The organism is Verrucosispora sp. WMMA2121 (assembly GCF_027460185.1).
Lineage (GTDB): Bacteria > Actinomycetota > Actinomycetes > Mycobacteriales > Micromonosporaceae > Micromonospora > Micromonospora palythoicola.
The window spans coordinates 208379-225685 of the sequence record NZ_JAPZBH010000004.1; the positions used below are offsets into that span (position 1 = coordinate 208379).

Genomic DNA, 17307 nt, shown 5'->3' on the forward strand with positions numbered 1-17307 from the left:
TCCCCGGTGACGACGAAACTTCGCTGGACATCGAGCTATTGGATAGTCGGTTGCTATTCGATAGCTGCGAGTATAGTGAATACATTGCTAGTATGACGACGCCATGGATGAAGTCAAGGACGGAAAACCGACCAGGCCGTACCGGTCCCGGATCCGCGAGGAGAACGCCCGTCGTACCCGACAGGCCGTGGTCGCGGCGGCGACCGAACTCTTCGTCGCCCGCGGCTACACAGGCACCTCGCTGGCCGACGTGGCAGCCGCGGCCGGGGTGGCCCGACCCACCGTGTTCGCCGCGTTCGGCTCGAAGGCGGCGCTGCTGCGCCAGGTGCTCGACGAGGCGCTCGCCGGCGACGACGAGCCGGTGCCGGTGGCGCAACGCCCCTGGTACCGGCCGGTGTGGGAGGCCACCACCGGTGGTGCGGTACTCGACGCGTACGCCGGGGTCTGCACCCTGATCGGCGCGCGGACCACCCGGGTGTTCGAGACCGTCCGGCGGGCCGCCGACGGCAGCCCCGAGGTGGCCGAGGTCTGGCGGACGCTGCTGCGCAACCGCCGGCTCGGCGCGACGATGGTCATCGAGCGGATGGGCGCCCTGGACGCGCGGTTGCGCCAGGGCTCCGACGTCGAGACCGCCATCGACGAGGTGTGGTTCTACAACGACCCGGCGCACTACGGCGCGCTGGTGCTGGAACGCGGGTGGCGCGAGGACACCTTCCGCCGCTGGCTCGGCCGCAGCCTGCGCCACGCCCTGCTGTCCGACCCCGACTGATCACCGTCGCCTGCCGGGTCCACCAGGGCGGGCTAGGGTCAGAGCATGGAATTCCGACACCTGGGCCGCTCCGGCCTCATGGTCAGTGAGATCTCGTACGGCAACTGGATCACCCACGGTTCGCAGGTCGAGGAGGAAGCGGCGTTCGCCTGCGTGCGAGCCGCCCTCGACGCCGGCATCACCACCTTCGACACCGCCGACGTCTACGCCGGCACCCGCGCCGAGGACGTCCTCGGCCGGGCGCTCCAGCAGGAGCGGCGCGAGGGTCTGGAGATCTTCACCAAGGTGTACTGGCCCACCGGGCCGGGTCGCAACGACCGGGGCCTGTCCCGGAAGCACATCATGGAGTCGATCAACGGATCGCTGCGTCGGCTGCGTACCGACTACGTGGACCTCTACCAGGCCCACCGGTACGACTACAGCACCCCGCTGGAAGAGACGATGGAGGCCTTCGCCGACGTCGTGCACTCCGGCAAGGCGCACTACATCGGCGTCTCCGAGTGGAAGGCATCGCAGATCCGCGAGGCGCACGGCCTCGCCCGGGAGCTGCGCATCCCGCTGGTGTCCAGCCAGCCGCAGTACTCGATGCTCTGGCGGGTCATCGAGAGCGAGGTCATCCCCACCAGCGAGGAGCTGGGCCTCGGGCAGATCGTCTGGTCGCCGATGGCCCAGGGGGTGCTCTCCGGCAAGTACCTGCCCGGCCAGCCACCGCCGGCCGGTTCCCGGGCCACCGACGAGAAGTCAGGTGCCGGCTTCATCGCCAAGTGGCTGACCGACGACGTGCTGACCCGGGTGCAGCAGCTCAAGCCGCTGGCCGACCAGGCCGGGCTGACCATGCCCCAGCTGGCCATCGCCTGGGTGCTGCAGAACCCCAACGTGTCGTCGGCCATCATCGGCGCCTCGCGTCCCGAGCAGGTGCACGACAACGTCAAGGCGGCCGGTGTCAAGCTCGACGCCGGCCTGCTCAAGGCGATCGACGAGATCGTCGAGCCGGTGACCGAGCGGGACCCGGCGCGCACCGAGTCGCCGGCCGAACGGCCCTGACCCGTCCCGCCCGGCCGGCGTAGCGCACGTCGGCCGGGCGGACGCCTCCGCCGGGCCGTGCTCAGCCCTGCCAGAAGCGGACCAGGTCCAGACCGGTCGCGTACAGCCACGGCGGCAGGCCGAGCAGGTCGCCGATGGCGAAGACGGCGGTGAAGAACCAGCCACCGATCGTCGGGTTCCACAGCAACGCGAAGAGCAGGATGAACCCGTACGGCGCGAACAGGTCGTACATCCGCCGGTACGGCGAGGTCAGCCACGGCTGGATCATGTTTCCACCGTCCAACCCGGGCACCGGCAGCAGGTTGAGCAGGCTCGCGGTGACCTGGAGGAAGGCCAGCAGGGCCACCGCCGCCCAGAACTCCACCGGTCCACCACCGCCCGCGCCGAGCCGCAGCACCGCCACCAGCACGAGTGCGAACAGCACGTTCGTGGCGGGTCCGGCGAGGCTGACCAGGGTGTGCCGCAACCGCCCCGGGATGACGTGCCGGTCCACCCAGACCGCGCCACCGGGCAGACCGATGCCGCCGAGCAGCACGACCACCACCGGCAGCGCGATGGACAACAACGGGTGGCTGTACTTCAACGGGTTCAGGGTCAGGTAGCCGCGGTGGGCCACCCCCCGGTCACCGCTGCGGTACGCCACCACCGCGTGGGCGTACTCGTGCAGACACAACGAGACCAGCCAGCCGGAGACGACGAAGCCGAACACGGTGAGCCGGACGTTGCCGATCCCGTGCCAGGTCAGCACGGCGCTGGTCACCAGCAGGGCGACCAGCGCCAGGAAGACCGGGCTGGGCCGGAAGGCCGCCCGGGGCACCCCGAGCACCAGCGGCTCGGAGTCCCGGGGCGTCATCACTCGGCCACGGGCTGCAGGCTCATCCGGTACTCCACCCGATCGTCCTCCAGGAGCGCGACCGAGGTGACGCCGGACGCCGCGAGTTCCCGCCAGGTCTGACCGATCCAGGACTCGGCATCCGCCTGGCTGGCGAACGACTCGGCCGGCCCCTCGACCGACTCGCCGTTCGCGCCCTCGTACCGCCAGCTCCACGCCATGTGCGCGTCTCCCCTCGCCGCTGCTGCCCCTTGGGGCGGACCTCCGCCAGCGTAGTCGTACCGCAGCGCCGCCGACCGGGCCACGGGCGGCGATCGGCGGCCCGGACGACGCCCGGGCGAGACTGAGCCTGCCGCGGCCGGGTATGTCGTTCGGGAACCCGACGCACAGGAGGCGACAATGACGACACCGATCCCGCAGATGGACACGGCGGAACTGCGCGACATCGCGATGCGCGGCGGCATCGAAGGCGCGCGGGAGATGGACCGGGAGGAACTCATCGACGCCCTGCAGGCCCGCCCCGGCGAGGGGGCCTGGCAGGAGGATCCGAAGCCGGCGGACGTCAACCCCAACGACGTCAGGTACCAGTCCCCCGACCGGCGCTGACCGCATCGCGGGCCGGCGGCGCGCTGCCCTACCTGCGGTCCGCCGACCCGCCCGCTGGACGTAAGGTACGCAGCATGTCCCTTGACGGGTGGAACACGCTTCTGGTCCTCGGCGGCATCCGGTCCGGCAAGTCGGAGTTCGCCGAGTCCCTGGTCGCCGACGCGTCCACGGTCCGCTACCTGGCGACCGCCGCCGACCGGGGGGACGACCCCGAGTGGGCCGCGCGCCTCGCCGCGCACCGCGCCCGCCGGCCCGCGACCTGGAGCACCGAGGAGACCGCGACCGACCCACGTCGACTCGCCGACGTGATCTCCACCGCCCGGCCGGAGGACACCCTGCTCGTCGACGACCTCGGCGGCTGGGTGACGGTCCTGCTCGACCCGGCGCACCAGCCGGCCGACGACACCGCCACCATCGACGAACTGGCCGCCGCCGTGCGGTCCTGCGCCGCGCGGTTGGTGCTGGTCAGCCCCGAGGTCGGGCTCTCCCTGGTACCCACCACACCGCTGGGCCGGGCGTTCACCGACGCCCTCGGCGCGGTCAACCGCGCGGTCGCCGACGCCTGCGACACGGTGGTCCTGGTGGTCGCCGGCCAGCCGTGCCGGTTGAAGCCCGCCGCCGTACCACCCGCGCTCTCCGACGCGCCACCTGCCGCTTCCGCCCCGTCGGCCGTAGCCGCCACGGTGCCCGCTCAGGCCGGGCCGACCGGTGAGTCGTCGGAGACCCCCGACGCTCCGCCGCCGCCCGACTCGCCGCCGGTGACCAGGCCGCAGCTCCCCGACTCGCCGCCGGTGACCTTGCCGCAGCTGCCCGCCGAGCCCGCTGCCGAGACCGTCGGCACCGGCTGGACAGCGCCCACCACGGCCCTCCCGCTGGTCGCGACCGGCCTGGTCATCCAGCCCGGCATGGAACTGCCCATGCCCGACGAGTACGCCGGGCCGCAGGCCGTCGACCGGCTGGCGAGCCTGGACGTGCCGGGCGCCGGGCTCGGTGCGCTGGAGCAGGTCGTCTTGTTCGCCGCCGCCACCCAGGGCACCCCCACCCCGGCCCCGTGGCGGTCGGTGCGGGTGCTGCTGATGCACGGCGACCACGCGGGCGGCGTCGCCGCCGGCACGACGGCCGGTGAGTCGGCCCGCCGCGCCGAGCAGGCCCGAGCCGGGCAGGGCGTGCTCGCCCGGCTGGCCGCCGAGAGCGGCGCGAGCCTACAGGTGGTGGACGCCCCCGCCGCCGCGCCCATCGAGCACGGCCCGGCGCTGGACGTCGATCAGGTGGACTCGGCCCTGCGCCACGGCTGGCGGCTGGCCGAGGAGGCGGCGGACGCCGGCGTACAACTGCTGGTGCTGGCCGCGTGCGGCGCCGGCACCGAGGCCACGGCCGCGGCGGTGCTGGCCGCGACCGCCGGCGCCGAACCGCCCGCGGTGCTGGCCCGGGTGGTCACCGCGGGCGGCGAGATCGACGACGCGGCCTGGATGGCCCGCTGCGCAGCGGTCCGCGACGCCCTGCACCGCACCCGTCGTTCCGCCCGCAACGCCATGGACGTGCTCGCCGAGTTGGGCGGTGGGGACATCGCCGTCGCCACCGGCATCCTGCTGGGCGCGACCGCCCGCCGGCTGCCGGTGCTGCTGGACGGCCCCGTCGGGGTGGCCGCCGCGCTGATCAGCCGGGACCTGGCCGGACAGGCCCGGCACTGGTGCCTGCTGGCCGACGACGGCGGTCACCCGGCCGTCCGGCTCGCCGCCGACGTGCTCGGCCTGGATCCGCTGACCCGGTTGCGGCTCGATCTCGGCGAGGGGGCGAACGCGCTCACCGTGCTGCCGCTGCTGCGGTCGGCGCTGGCGTTGGCCGCCGCGTTGCCGTCCCGTGCCGAGGGCGACGACAGCGGGGAGGGCGACGAGCCGGGCCCGATCGAGGAGACGGAGCCCGACTTCCACGAGCCGGAGCCCGAGGGTCCCGGCCCGACCACCACCGCGCCGGCCGCGGAGCCGGCGGAGACCTCCGCCGCACGTGCCGGCTGAGCTGCGGCTCGGCGACGGGGCGCGGCTGGCGCTGACCACCCTCACCATCCTGCCGCTGGGCGTCGGCCGGGTCGACCGGGCCACCGCCGGCACGGCGATGACGCTCGCCCCGGCGGTCGGCGCGCTGCTCGGTGTGCCGCTGGCCGGCATCCTGCTGCTGTTGGCCGCCGGCACCGCGCCGCTGGTCGCCGCCGGAGTCACCGTTGCGGCGGCGGCGGTGCTCACCCGGGGGCTGCACCTGGACGGGCTGGCCGACACCGTGGACGCGCTCGGGTCGTACCGGCGCGGACCGGCCGCCCTGGAGATCATGAAGAAGCCAGACGTCGGGCCCTTCGGCGTGGTCGCCCTGGTGCTCGTCCTGCTGGTGCAGGCCGCCGCGCTGGCCGAGCTGGCCGGCCGGTCCCGCCCGGCGGTGTTCGCGGCCGTGCTGACGGCCACGGCGGCGGGGCGGCTCGGGGTGACGCTGGCCTGCCGCCGAGGGGTGCCGGCGGCGCGACCGGAGGGGCTGGGTGCGCTCGTCGCCGGCACCGTCGGCCCTGTCGCGCTGGTCGTCGCCACCGCCGCCGTCGCGCTGCTGGCGGTCGCGGCGGTGCCGCAACAGCCGTGGCAGGGCCCGCTGGTCGTGCTGACGGCGCTCGCCGTCGCGGCCGGGCTGCTGCGGCACGTGGTACGCCGCCTCGGCGGGATCACCGGCGACGTGCTCGGCGCCACCGTCGAGCTGGTCACCACGCTCGTCTACCTGGGACTGGTGCTGTCCGCCTGAGTCGGTGGCCCGGCGCCGGGTAGCGTACCTGCGACGACAGCACCGGCGCGGCCATCCGGGGGACGACATGCTCATCACCGACGACTTCCTGCCCGTTCCGGTTCCGGAGTCGCTGAGCGCGACCTATCTGGTGCCGACGGCCGGGCTGCCGTCGGTGACCGCCCGCACGGCCGTGGGAAAGTTGGCCGGCCGGCTCGCCGAGCCGGTGTACGGGCTGGCCCGGCAGATGCTTGACAGTCCGCTGATGAGCGTCGACATCCGGCCCGTCGGCGAGTTCCCTGAGCTGCCGCCGGACCTGCTCACCGCGTTCGGGGCCAGCGAGGCGCAGCTGGACCGGCTGGCCTCCGCGAGCCACCTGGTGGTGGTGCAGGCGGAGTACCGGCCGGGCTGGCCACCCGCTCACGAGTGGGCCGCGCGGGCGGTCGCCGCGGCGGTCGCCGAGGCGGTGGGCGGCGACGTGGTGGACGTCTTCGGCCTGCAGTTCCTCGACCCGGCCGCGGCGCTGCGCTCGCTGCCCGACGCGCAGGGCCGGGTCCGGCTGGTCGACTGGGTGCTGGTGCCCTACTCGTCGGACGCCGAGGGGCTCTGGTTCACCACCAAGGGGCTGCGCCGCTTCGGCCTGCTGGAGTTGCAGACCCAGGGGGTGCCGGACCATCTCACCCGGGCCTGGGGCGCGGTGATGACCGGTGCCGCCCGGCGCCTGCTGCGGGACTGGACCGACGGGTTGGCCGGCGAGGAGATCCCGGCGTTCGTGCAGCTGCCGGTGCTGGCCACGGTGACCGGCCACGACATCGCGGTGGCGTACGGCAATCCGGAGCAGCACGGGGCGACCGCACCGGTCCTGCTCCGCCTGGAGCTGGACCCGGCCACCGACCCGGACGCCGACTCCTTCCTCAGCCTGCGCCCGCCGGCCGGGCACCCCGGTCCCGCCGGGCGATACTTCGCCAACGCCTGCGCCACCCTCTTCTCCGGGATCCAGCCCGACGTGCGGTACGCCCGCTCCGGTGACGCGATGAGCCGGGCGATCGCCACCGCCCGCGCCGGGCTGGCGGACATCCGGGTCCGGTTCCGCGACGGTCAGCTGCCGCCGGAGACGCAGCTGGTGGTCAAGTACGGGCTGCCGAGCGACGACGGCCCGGAGTACGTCTGGGCCGGGGTGACGGACTGGGACTCCCCGGACCGGATCGTCGGTGCCAGCGCCAGCGACGCCAACACCGACCCCACCGTACGCATCGGCGCACCCGTCGTCGTGGCGGTCACCGACATCGTCGACTGGGCGGTCCTGAACGCCGACGGCGTCATCGAGGGCGGCTGGACCCAGGCCGTCCTCGACGCCGGCCAACCCCCCGAACCACCTCGTTGATCATGAGGTTAGCGGCACTTGTCGATCTTCAAGCTGCCGCCAACCTCATGATCAACGCGAGCCAAAGGGGTTCGGGTGGGGTTATTTGACGGAGGGGTGGATGAAGGGGGGGCGGGTCAGGTGGGCGGGGGTGCGGCGGTTGCGGATGTCGACGTGCAGCTCGGCGCCGTCGGTGAGGGCGGGGGCGGTGTCGATCAGAGCCAGGGCGATGCCCTGCTTGCGGGTTGGGCTGAAGGTGCCGCTGGTCACCGTGCCGACCCGGGTGTCGCCGGCGTAGACCGCCATGCCGGGGCGGGGGATGGCACGTTCGGCGGCGACCAGGCCGCGCAGCGTACGCGCCGGACCGGCGGCCTTCTCCGCGACCAGCGCGTCGCGGCCCCAGAAGGCCGGCTTGTCCCAGCCGACCGCCCAACCGGAGCGGGCCTGCACCGGCGTGATCTCCAGCGAGAGGTCCTGTCCGTGCAGCGGATACCCCATCTCGGTGCGCAGCGTGTCCCGTGCGGCCAGCCCGCACGCCTGCGGCGCCGGCTCGGCGGCGAACAACGCGTCCCACACCGCGACCGCGTCACCGGCCGGCACCACCAGCTCGTAGCCCAGCTCGCCGGTGTAGCCGGTACGGCACACGGTCAGCTCGACCGGGCCGAGCGCCGCCGGCGAGAAACTCATGTACCCGTGCCCGGTGGGCAGGCCGAGCGCGCCCAGCAGGTCCGCCGACCGGGGCCCCTGCACCGCCAGTACGGCGTACCCCTCGTGCTCGTCGGTGACCGTGACCTGCGGCGGCGCGGCGGCGCGCAGCCGGCGTACCACTTCGGCACTGTTCGCCGCGTTCGGGATGAGGAAGACGTGGTCGTCGGCGTGCAGGTAGGCGATGATGTCGTCCACCACGCCGCCGGTCGCCTCGTCGCAGCACAGGGTGTACTGCGCCCGCCCCGGCCCGATGCGCCCCAGGTCGTTGCTGAGGCAGGCGTTGACGAACTCCGCCGCTCCCGGCCCGGTCACCCGCACCTTGCCCAGGTGTGACACGTCGAACACGCCGACGCCGGTACGCACCGCGGTGTGCTCGCGCAGCACCCCGCCGCCGGCGTACTCCAGGGGCATCTCCCAGCCACCGAACGGAGCGAACTTGGCGCCGAGCGCGGTGTGCCGGCCGGCCAGCGGAGAACGACGCAGCCGGGTCGCGGCGGCGTCGGTGGTCACCTCGGTCATGGGTGGCAACTTACCGGGACGCACCGGGCTGGTTAGCATCGGCGGGACCGCCGGATCACCCGGCGGGGCAGCAATGACGTCCGGCGGGTAAATCATCCGCCGGGGAACTCCACCGCCGGTACGCCACCACGCGACCGGCCCGGCCCGCCCGGGAGCAGCCTCCGTGACATCGCCCAGCACCACCCTGAGCCTGGTCGACACCGACCCCGCCGAACTCGCCGTCGACGCGATCGTGATCGGCGTGCACAGTACGACCGGCGAGCAGGACGCCACCCGCGGCCTCGCCGGCACCCTGCTGCTCGCCAGCGGCGCCGAGAGCATCGCCGCCGCGTTCGACGGCAAGCTGACCGAGACGCTGGCGCTGCTCGGCGCGACCGGCGGTCCCGGCGAGGTGATCAAGTTGGCGACGCTGGGCACGGTCACCGCGCCGGTGCTGGCCGCTGTCGGCCTCGGCCCGGAGCCCAGCGGCGCGGCGCCCGCCCCGGAGACGCTGCGCCGGGCGGCGGGCGCCGCCGTGCGGGCCCTGGCCGGCGCCTCCCGGGTGGCGATGACGCTGCCGCTGCCGGACGACGCCGACGCCGCCGACGCGCTGCGCGCGGTCGCCGAGGGCGCGCTGCTGGGTGGTTACCGCTTCGCCGGGTACAAGACCCGGCCGCAGCCGACCCGCCGCGAGCCGGTCGCCGAGGTGCTCGTCGCCGTGCCGGACGCCGCGGACGCGGCAGCGCAGGCCGAGGTGACCCGGGCCGGCACGGTGGCCGGCGCGGTCCGGCGTACCCGCGACTGGGTCAACATCGCCCCGAACGAGCTGCGCCCGCCGGCCTTCGCCGACGCGGTGGCCGAGGCCGGCCGGGCGGCCGGGCTGGCGGTCGAGGTGCTCGACGAGGTCGCCCTGCGCGAGGGCGGCTACGGCGGCATCATCGCCGTCGGTCAGGGCTCGGAGGCTCCGCCGCGACTGGTCAAACTGACCTACACCCCGGCCGGTGGCGGCACCGGCAAGCGGGTCGCGCTGGTCGGCAAGGGGATCACCTTCGACACGGGTGGCATCTCGATCAAGCCGGCCCAGGGCATGTGGGAGATGAAGTCCGACATGGCCGGTGCGGCGGCGGTGGCGGCCACCATGCTGGCGGTGGCCGAGCTGAAGCCGTCGGTGACGGTGACCGGGTACGTGCCGATGGCGGAGAACATGCCGTCGGGCACCTCGTACCGGCCGGGTGACGTGGTCACCATGTTCAACGGCAAGAAGGTGGAGGTGCTCAACACCGACGCCGAGGGCCGGATGATCCTCGGTGACGCGATGGCCCGGGCCTGCGCCGACGGCTGCGACTACCTGTTCGAGACCTCCACCCTGACCGGCGGTCAGGTCGTCTCGCTGGGCAAGCGGATCTCCGGCGTGATGGGTACCGCCGAGCTGTGCGAGCGGGTCCGTGATGCCGGTGACGCGGTCGGCGAGCCGGCCTGGCCGATGCCGTTGCCGGACGACGTGCGCAAGGGCATGGACTCCGACGTCGCGGACATCTCACAGGTCAACGCGGGCATGGACCGGGCCGGTCACATGCTCCAGGGCGGTGTCTTCCTGCGCGAGTTCGTCACCGACGACGTCGCCTGGGCACACATCGACATCGCCGGCCCGTCGTACCACACGGGCGAGGCGACCGGCTACTGGACCAAGGGCGGCACCGGCGTCCCGGTCCGCACCCTGCTGCACCTGATCGACGACGTGGCCGCCAACGGCTGAGCCCTGCGCGGGCTGCGCAAGGTTCGATCAGTTTCGGGGAAGTTGCTGTGTCCACGCGACGGGAGGCGGCAACTTCCCCGAAGCTGCCGCCCGCCGGCGACAGCGCGCGGCGCGGGAGCGGGTCAGTACTGCTCGGGGCGGCGTTTGCGGCGCTCGTTGTAGTCGCGCATCCGTTGCGGGTAGCCCATCAGCGCCACGTCGTAGATCGGGATGCTCAGCCGGAACGCGAACCGCCGCGCGCCGTCCGGCCCGTCGATCCGGCGTCGGGTCCACTCCCCGTCGTCGGCGATCAGGATCACGGTCGTCTCGGTGACGGTGGTACGCGGCTCGATGTACGCCTCGACGCCCTTACGGGTCCGGACGAAGTTCTCAAGGTGCTCCAGATCGGCACGATTGGCCGTACGGTCAGGGTCAGCCGCGCGTGGTCGCTTGCTTCGCCGGAACAGTCCCACCGAGCCGTCTCCCCAGTCGTGGCGTATCGAAGGCAGAGCCAAGGGTACGTGGCGGCGACGTGTCGTTGGGCACCTCGGTACGCGGGTGCGACGCGGTGGTGACAAGATGGCCGAGGTGGGGTGTGTCCGTGTTACCCCGCCGTGACCCCCGATGCAGCGAAGCGACCTGGGAGTTGGACGTGAGCGAGCCGAACGACGCAACCTTCGACATCGTCATCCTCGGAGGTGGTAGCGGCGGTTACGCGACCGCCCTGCGCGCCGCCCAGTTGGACCTTTCCGTGGCGTTGGTGGAGAAGGGCAAGCTCGGGGGCACCTGCCTGCACAACGGATGCATCCCGACCAAGGCGCTGCTGCACGCGGCCGAGATCGCCGACCAGACCCGCGAGTCGGAGCAGTTCGGCATCAAGGCCGAGCTGGTCGGCATCGACATGGCCGGGGTCAACTCGTACAAGGACGGCGTGATCTCGCGGCTCTACAAGGGCCTGCAGGGCATGCTCAAGGGCAACAAGTCGATCACCATCGTCGAGGGGCACGGCAAGCTGGTCGCGCCCAACGCGGTCGAGGTGGACGGCAAGCGGTACACCGGCCGCAACGTGGTGCTGGCCTCCGGGTCGTACGCCAAGAGCCTGCCGGGCCTGGAGATCGACGGCGAGCGGGTCATCACCAGCGACCACGCCCTGACCCTGGACCGGGTCCCCGCCTCGGCGATCGTGCTCGGCGGCGGGGTGATCGGCGTCGAGTTCGCCAGCGTGTGGAAGTCCTTCGGGGTGGACGTGACGATCATCGAGGCGCTGCCCCGGCTCGTCGCCGCCGAGGACGAGGAGTCGTCGAAGGCGCTGGAGCGGGCCTTCCGCAAGCGGAAGATCAACTTCAAGGTCGGCAAGCCGTTCGAGAAGGTCGAGAAGACCGACAGCGGCGTGAAGGTGACCATCGCCGGTGGCGACACCGTCGAGGCCGAGCTGCTGCTGGTCGCGGTCGGCCGGGGCCCGAACACCGCCGACCTCGGCTACGAGGAGCAGGGCGTCAAGGTCGACCGGGGCTACGTGCTGACCGACGAGCGGCTGCGCACCAACGTGCCGAACGTCTACGCCGTGGGCGACATCGTGCCCGGCCTCCAGCTCGCCCACCGCGGCTTCCAGCAGGGCATCTTCGTCGCCGAGGAGATCGCCGGCCAGAACCCGGCGGTGATCGACGAGGCGGGCATCCCCCGGGTCACCTACAGCGACCCGGAGCTGGCGTCGGTCGGCCTCACCGAGGCGAAGGCCAAGGAGCAGTACGGCGCGGACAAGATCAAGACTTACAACTACAACCTCGGCGGCAACGGCAAGAGCCAGATCCTCAAGACGGCCGGTTTCGTGAAGCTGGTGCGGGTCGAGGACGGTCCGGTGGTCGGCGTGCACATGGTCGGCGCGCGGGTCGGCGAGCTGGTCGGCGAGGCGCAGCTGATCTACAACTGGGAGGCGTACCCGGGCGAGGTGGCGCAGCTCGTGCACGCCCACCCGACGCAGAACGAGGCCCTGGGCGAGGCGCACCTCGCTCTTGCCGGCAAGCCGCTGCACGCGCACGCCTGATCACGACGTATCCGCGGCGTCCGGCGACGGGCGGCGCTCCCCCCACCAGGGAAATGAAGGAGTCTGGAGAACATGCCGGTATCGGTCACCATGCCCCGGCTCGGCGAGAGCGTCACCGAGGGCACCGTCACGCGCTGGCTCAAGCAGGAGGGTGACACCGTCGAGGTCGACGAGCCGCTGCTCGAGGTGTCCACCGACAAGGTCGACACCGAGATCCCGTCCCCGGCGGCCGGGGTGCTGACCCGGATCGTGGTGGGCGAGGACGAGACGGCCGAGGTCGGCAGCGAGCTGGCGGTGATCTCCGGCGAGGGCGAGTCGGCCGGCGGTGGAGCCGCCCCGCAGCAGCAGGAGGAGGCTCCCGCCGAGCAGGCCGCCGAGGCGGCGGCGGAGCCGCAGGCCGAGGCGGAGCAGTCGGCCGTCGAGGAGCCCGCCGAGCAGCCGGCGCAGGCGGCCCCGTCGGGCGAGGGCACCCCGGTGCAGATGCCGGCCCTGGGCGAGAGCGTCACCGAGGGTACGGTCACCCGCTGGCTCAAGCAGGTCGGCGAGAACGTCGAGGTCGACGAGCCGCTGCTGGAGGTCTCCACCGACAAGGTCGACACGGAGATCCCCTCGCCGGTCGCCGGCACCGTGCTGGAGATCAAGGTCGCCGAGGACGAGACCGCCGAGGTCGGCGCGACCCTGGCCGTGGTCGGTGCCGCCGGTGGCGCCCCGGCCGAGTCGAAGCCGGAGCCGAAGCCCGAAGCGGAGGCGGAGCCCGAGCCGCAGGCCAAGCCGGAGCCCGAGGCCAAGCCGGAGCCGAAGCCCGAGCCCGAGGCGAAGCCGGAGCCGCAGGTGTCCGAACCGACGCCGGGCATGTCGTACAACGAGCCGGCCGCCGAGGCCGAGACGGCGCAGGAACCGGTCAAGACGGAGCAGGCGGCGCAGCCGGCGGCTCCGGCACCGCAACGCGCGGCGGCACCGTCCAACGGTGGCGAGCAGGCGGCCGGTTACGTGACCCCGCTGGTACGCAAGCTGGCCAGCCAGCACAACGTGGACCTCGCCTCGGTCAACGGCACCGGGGTCGGCGGCCGGATCCGCAAGCAGGACGTGCTGGACGCGGCGGAGCAGGCCAAGGCCGCCAAGGCCGCGCCGGCTCCGGCGGCCCAGCCGACGGCCGGAGCCCCGGCCAAGCCGGCCGCCAAGCCGCAGCCGAGCGCCAAGCGGGGCACCACCGAGAAGCTGCCCCGCATCCGCGCGGCCATCGCCAAGCGGATGCTGTCGTCGCTGCACGAGATGGCGCAGCTGACCACGGTGGTCGAGGTGGACGTCACCAAGATCGCCAAGCTGCGGGCGCAGGCCAAGGAGTCGTTCCAGCAGCGGCACGGCGTCAAGCTGTCGTTCCTGCCGTTCTTCGCCCTCGCGGCCATCGAGGCGCTCCAGGCGTACCCGATCGTCAACGCCAGCATGGACCTGGACGGCGGGACGATCACCTACCCGGACGCCGAGAACCTCGGCATCGCGGTGGACACCGAGCGGGGCCTGCTGGTGCCGGTCATCCACAACGCCGGTGACCTCAACCTGGGCGGCATCGCCAAGCGGGTCGCCGACCTGGCCGAGCGGACCCGGACCAACAAGATCAGCCCGGACGAGATCGCCGGTGCGACCTTCACGCTGACCAACACCGGCAGCCGGGGCGCCCTCTTCGACACCCCGATCGTGCCGTCGCCGCAGTCGGCGATGCTGGGTACGGGTGCCGTGGTCAAGCGTCCGGTCGTGGTCAACGACCCGGAGCTGGGTGAGGTCATCGCCGTACGCCAGATGGTCTACCTGGCGCTGTCCTACGACCACCGACTGATCGACGGCGCCGACGCGGCCCGCTTCCTGACCGCGGTCAAGGAGCGCCTGGAGGCCGGCAACTTCGAAGCCGAACTGGGCCTCTAACCCTCCCAACGCACCCAAACAGGGCGCCCCGGTCCCCCGGACCGGGGCGCCCTACCGTCCCGCCCCCACCCCCACCGCCCCGCCCCCTCGGAGCGTTGATCATGAAGTTGTTGTCGCCGGGTTCGGGGCGGATTCTAGGGTTCAGTGCAACTGATCTTGGTTGTGCTGGAGGTGTTGGTGGCCAGGCCGGGTGTGGTGACGTTCGGGCATCGGCAGGTGTTGGAGCATTTGTGGGGGTCGGGGCGAACGATCTCGCAGATCGCGGGGCTGTTAGGCGTGCCGGTGTGCACGGTGTCGCGGGAGGTCGCGCGGTATCACAGTGCGCGGCACGGGACGAAGAATCCGCTCGGGCGGTCGTTGCCGCCCGGGCGGGCTCGTCGGCCGTATCGGTGGGGGTATCAGGCGCAGTGGGCGCAGCGGCGGGCTGACGCGGCTCGGCGGCGGCCGCAGGCGTCGAAGCTTCGGCCGGGCACGCGGCTGCGGCACACGGTGGCGGGGAAACTGGCGCGTAGGTGGTCTCCGAAGCAGATCGCCGCGTGGTTGCGGGCCACGTACGCCGACCGTCCGGAGTCACAGGTGTCCCACGAGACGATCTACCAGGCGATCTACGTGCAGTCGCGGGGCAACCTGCGCGCGGAGTTGGGTCGGCAGGTGGCGCTGCGTTCGGGTCGTACCCAGCGGCGCCCGCAGTCACGCGCCGCGGGTGCCGCCCGTCGCCGGCGGCCCTGGATCGGGGATCTGCACATCAGCACCCGGCCCGCGGAGGCCGCTGACCGGGCCGTGCCCGGGCACTGGGAAGGTGACCTGGTCATCGGCAAGGCCGGCGCCTCGGCGATCGTGACCCTGGTCGAACGCAGCACCCGCTACGTGATGCTCGGCGCCCTACCCAACGGCCGTGACAGCGAAGCCGTCATCGCCGTGCTCACCACCCTGGCCACCCGGATGCCGGCACACCTGCGCCGGTCACTGACCTGGGACCAAGGCACCGAGATGGCCACCCACCCGAGATTCACCGTCGCCACCGGCTGCCCGGTCTACTTCTGCGACCCCCACAGCCCCTGGCAACGCGGCAGCAACGAAAACACCAACGGCCTACTGCGCCAGTACTTCCCCAAAAGCAGCTACGACTTCCGCACCATCGACCAGACCGGCCTGGACGAGGTCGCCCACGAACTCAACACCCGACCCCGCGAAACGCTGGACTGGGACACCCCAGCCCAACGCCTCGCGCACCTCATCGCTCCCTAACGATTGCACTCACCCCTTGACCCCAAGCGGCGTGGCCCGACAACAACTTCATGATCAACGGGGAGATCCGGGGTCAGGGGATCAGGGGGTGAGGGTTTGGGTGCTGAGGGTCCAGAGGCGGTTGGCAGAGTCGGGGTCTAGGGCGTAGTCGGCTACGCCGGTGCGGGTGCCGGGCTGGTTGGGACCGGCCTGCTGGCAGTCCTCGAAGTAGCGGCCGCCGACGCCGTCGAGCAGGGGCGAGGTGGCGACCAGGATCGAGGTGGCGGCACCCTGCTCCGGGGTCTTCCAGGATGCCGTGGCCGGGCCGCTCTGGGCGCGCATCCGGGCCAGTTCCTCCTCGGTCACGTAGCGCTGGAGGTTGGTGCGGATCGCGCCGGGGTGCAGGGCGTTGGCCAGGATGCCGTCGTCCGCCCAGCGCCGGCTCGCCTCGACGGCGAAGAGGACGTTCGCGGTCTTGGACTGCCCGTACGCGGCCCACGGCTCGTAGGGCCGGCGCTCGAAGTTGATGTCGTCGAAGACGACCGGCGAGCGCAGGTGTGCCGCCGAGCTGACCGAGACGATCCGGGCGCCCTGCGCGGCGGCGAGGGCCGGGTGCAGCCCGGTGGCGAGCGCGAAGTGCCCGAGGTGGTTGGTGGCGAACTGCATCTCCCAGCCCTGCGGGGTACGCATCTCGGGCGAGGCCATGATGCCGGCGTTGTCGACCAGGATGTGCAGCGGGCCGTCCCAGTTCGCCACGAAGGCCGCCACCGAGGCCGGGTCGGCCAGGTCGAGCGGGGCGACGCTGACCCGGTCGTTGCCGGTCGTACCGATGATCTCCGACGCCGCTCGCTCCCCCTGCTCGGGCTTGCGGACGGCGAGGGTGACGTCGGCACCGGCGGACGCGAGCGCCCGGGCGGTCTCCACACCGATGCCCGACCCGCCGCCGGTGACGACGGCTCGACGACCGGTGAGGTCGATGCCCGCGACGACCTCCAGCGCGGTGGACTCGGCGGTGAACGGGGTGCTGACAGGTGTGCCGATGGTCATGATCCATCCTTGTCTCAGGTGTGCGGCGACTCTGTCCGCCACTACGATGAGAAGCGGAGGCTCCTCCGTTACCGCCAGGCTAACCGGAGGGTCCTCCGTTTGCCAACCGGACGGAGGCCGACCGTCAGGAGGAGTACGTGCCGGAGCAGCCATCCCGACCGTTGCGTGCCGACGCGCTGCGCAACCGCCAGCGGTTGCTGGAGGCGGCCGTCCGGGCGTTTTCCCGGTCCGGTGCGGAGGTAACCCTGGAACAGATCGCCCGCGACGCCGGAGTCGGCATCGGCACGCTCTACCGGCACTTCCCCACCCGCGAGGCGTTGGTCGAGGCCGCCTACCGCAACGAGTTGGAGCGGCTCTGCGACTCGGCCGCGGAGTTGCTCGACCAACTGCCGCCGGAGGCGGCGATCCGGGCCTGGATGGACCGCTTCATCGACTACCTCGCCACCAAGCGGGAGATGGCCGACGCGCTGCGCCTGGTGATCGCCGCCGGCACCAACCCGTTCGCGCAGAGCCGGGACCGACTGCTCGCCGCCCTGGACCGGCTGCTGGCGGCGGGCGCGGCGGCCGGCACCGTCCGATCGGACGTGGACCCCGGTGACGTCCTCGCCGGGCTCAGCGGAGTCTCGCTCGCCGCCGGTGGCCGGGAACAGCGCGACCAGGCCCGCCGCCTGCTCGACCTGCTGATGGACGGCCTGCGGTACCGCCGGCCGGACTGATCGGAAACGGGCGTACGTCCAGGTCGGCGCTGCCAGACTCA

16 protein-coding genes are annotated in these 17307 nt (G+C 72.7%); 11 read left to right on the forward strand and 5 right to left on the reverse strand.

Going from position 1 to position 17307, the window contains the following annotated elements; all coding sequences use genetic code 11:
* Positions 1–103 precede the first annotated feature (103 nt).
* Both O7605_RS01550 and O7605_RS01555 read left to right on the forward strand, forming a co-directional pair.
* A complete protein-coding gene (locus O7605_RS01550) occupies positions 104–769 on the forward strand; it encodes a TetR/AcrR family transcriptional regulator (protein WP_269737554.1) in 666 nt (221 codons plus the stop codon).
* 45 nt (positions 770–814) lie between these two features.
* Positions 815–1813 carry an aldo/keto reductase family protein gene (locus O7605_RS01555; RefSeq protein WP_269737555.1) on the forward strand — a complete coding sequence of 333 codons (999 nt, stop codon included), beginning with the start codon at positions 815–817 and terminating at the stop codon, positions 1811–1813.
* 61 nt (positions 1814–1874) lie between these two features.
* Here O7605_RS01555 and O7605_RS01560 read toward each other — a convergent pair whose 3' ends face one another.
* Together O7605_RS01560 and O7605_RS01565 are read right to left on the reverse strand one after the other, a co-directional pair.
* Entirely contained in the window at positions 1875–2666 is a 792-nt protein-coding gene (locus tag O7605_RS01560) for a site-2 protease family protein (RefSeq protein ID WP_269737556.1), read from the reverse strand.
* A complete protein-coding gene (locus tag O7605_RS01565) occupies positions 2666–2866 on the reverse strand; it encodes a hypothetical protein (protein ID WP_269737557.1) in 201 nt (66 codons plus the stop codon). The genes O7605_RS01560 and O7605_RS01565 overlap by 1 nt, the downstream gene beginning before the upstream one ends.
* 178 nt (positions 2867–3044) lie before the next feature.
* Here O7605_RS01565 and O7605_RS01570 point away from each other — a divergent pair, with 178 nt between their 5' ends.
* From O7605_RS01570 to O7605_RS01585, 4 genes are all read left to right on the forward strand, one after another.
* The gene (locus tag O7605_RS01570; protein WP_269737558.1) at positions 3045–3251 is read left to right on the forward strand and encodes a Rho termination factor N-terminal domain-containing protein; all 207 of its coding nucleotides are present in this window, start codon (positions 3045–3047) and stop codon (positions 3249–3251) included.
* Positions 3252–3325: 74 nt separating this feature from the next.
* A complete protein-coding gene (gene cobU / locus O7605_RS01575) occupies positions 3326–5266 on the forward strand; it encodes a bifunctional adenosylcobinamide kinase/adenosylcobinamide-phosphate guanylyltransferase (RefSeq protein WP_269737559.1) in 1941 nt (646 codons plus the stop codon).
* Positions 5256–6029, forward strand: a complete 774-nt coding sequence (locus O7605_RS01580) for an adenosylcobinamide-GDP ribazoletransferase (protein WP_269737560.1) — start codon at positions 5256–5258, stop codon at positions 6027–6029. Before cobU ends, O7605_RS01580 begins: the two co-directional genes overlap by 11 nt.
* Before the next feature lie 67 nt (positions 6030–6096).
* Positions 6097–7392 carry a DUF2314 domain-containing protein gene (locus O7605_RS01585; RefSeq protein ID WP_269737561.1) on the forward strand — a complete coding sequence of 432 codons (1296 nt, stop codon included), beginning with the start codon at positions 6097–6099 and terminating at the stop codon, positions 7390–7392.
* An 81-nt stretch (positions 7393–7473) separates the two neighbouring features.
* Here O7605_RS01585 and gcvT read toward each other — a convergent pair whose 3' ends face one another.
* A complete protein-coding gene (gene gcvT / locus O7605_RS01590) occupies positions 7474–8598 on the reverse strand; it encodes a glycine cleavage system aminomethyltransferase GcvT (RefSeq protein ID WP_269737562.1) in 1125 nt (374 codons plus the stop codon).
* Between the two features lie 163 nt (positions 8599–8761).
* Here gcvT and O7605_RS01595 point away from each other — a divergent pair, with 163 nt between their 5' ends.
* A complete protein-coding gene (locus tag O7605_RS01595; protein WP_269737563.1) occupies positions 8762–10333 on the forward strand; it encodes a leucyl aminopeptidase in 1572 nt (523 codons plus the stop codon).
* Between the two features lie 122 nt (positions 10334–10455).
* Here the strand turns inward: O7605_RS01595 and O7605_RS01600 are convergent, their stop codons facing one another.
* Positions 10456–10785 carry a hypothetical protein gene (locus O7605_RS01600; RefSeq protein ID WP_269737564.1) on the reverse strand — a complete coding sequence of 110 codons (330 nt, stop codon included), beginning with the start codon at positions 10783–10785 and terminating at the stop codon, positions 10456–10458.
* A 179-nt stretch (positions 10786–10964) separates the two neighbouring features.
* On the opposite strand from O7605_RS01600, the gene lpdA reads away from it, so the two are divergent.
* From lpdA to O7605_RS01615, 3 genes are all read left to right on the forward strand, one after another.
* Positions 10965–12356: a dihydrolipoyl dehydrogenase gene (gene lpdA, locus O7605_RS01605; RefSeq protein WP_269737565.1), complete on the forward strand. Its 1392-nt coding sequence runs from the start codon at positions 10965–10967 to the stop codon at positions 12354–12356.
* A gap of 72 nt (positions 12357–12428) precedes the next feature.
* Positions 12429–14276 (forward strand): 2-oxoglutarate dehydrogenase, E2 component, dihydrolipoamide succinyltransferase, encoded by a 1848-nt coding sequence (sucB, locus tag O7605_RS01610; RefSeq protein WP_269737566.1) that lies wholly within the window; start codon positions 12429–12431, stop codon positions 14274–14276.
* A gap of 144 nt (positions 14277–14420) precedes the next feature.
* A complete protein-coding gene (locus O7605_RS01615) occupies positions 14421–15524 on the forward strand; it encodes an IS30 family transposase (RefSeq protein ID WP_269737567.1) in 1104 nt (367 codons plus the stop codon).
* An 81-nt stretch (positions 15525–15605) separates the two neighbouring features.
* Here the strand turns inward: O7605_RS01615 and O7605_RS01620 are convergent, their stop codons facing one another.
* Complete coding sequence (locus O7605_RS01620; protein ID WP_269737568.1) at positions 15606–16550, reverse strand: SDR family NAD(P)-dependent oxidoreductase; 945 nt, start codon at positions 16548–16550, stop codon at positions 15606–15608.
* Positions 16551–16687: 137 nt separating this feature from the next.
* Here O7605_RS01620 and O7605_RS01625 point away from each other — a divergent pair, with 137 nt between their 5' ends.
* Complete coding sequence (locus O7605_RS01625) at positions 16688–17266, forward strand: TetR/AcrR family transcriptional regulator (RefSeq protein ID WP_269737569.1); 579 nt, start codon at positions 16688–16690, stop codon at positions 17264–17266.
* Positions 17267–17307 lie beyond the last annotated feature (41 nt).

Excerpts from the sequence above, each read along its gene's own strand:
- O7605_RS01550 (WP_269737554.1), top strand. The coding sequence starts at position 104 with ATGGATGAAGTCAAGGACGGAAAACCGACCAGGCCGTACCGGTCCCGG.
- O7605_RS01555 (WP_269737555.1), top strand. The coding sequence starts at position 815 with ATGGAATTCCGACACCTGGGCCGCTCCGGCCTCATGGTCAGTGAGATC.
- O7605_RS01560 (WP_269737556.1), bottom strand. The coding sequence starts at position 2,666 with ATGACGCCCCGGGACTCCGAGCCGCTGGTGCTCGGGGTGCCCCGGGCG.
- O7605_RS01565 (WP_269737557.1), bottom strand. The coding sequence starts at position 2,866 with ATGGCGTGGAGCTGGCGGTACGAGGGCGCGAACGGCGAGTCGGTCGAG.
- O7605_RS01570 (WP_269737558.1), top strand. The coding sequence starts at position 3,045 with ATGACGACACCGATCCCGCAGATGGACACGGCGGAACTGCGCGACATC.
- cobU (WP_269737559.1), top strand. The coding sequence starts at position 3,326 with ATGTCCCTTGACGGGTGGAACACGCTTCTGGTCCTCGGCGGCATCCGG.
- O7605_RS01585 (WP_269737561.1), top strand. The coding sequence starts at position 6,097 with ATGCTCATCACCGACGACTTCCTGCCCGTTCCGGTTCCGGAGTCGCTG.
- gcvT (WP_269737562.1), bottom strand. The coding sequence starts at position 8,598 with ATGACCGAGGTGACCACCGACGCCGCCGCGACCCGGCTGCGTCGTTCT.
- sucB (WP_269737566.1), top strand. The coding sequence starts at position 12,429 with ATGCCGGTATCGGTCACCATGCCCCGGCTCGGCGAGAGCGTCACCGAG.
- O7605_RS01620 (WP_269737568.1), bottom strand. The coding sequence starts at position 16,550 with ATGACCATCGGCACACCTGTCAGCACCCCGTTCACCGCCGAGTCCACC.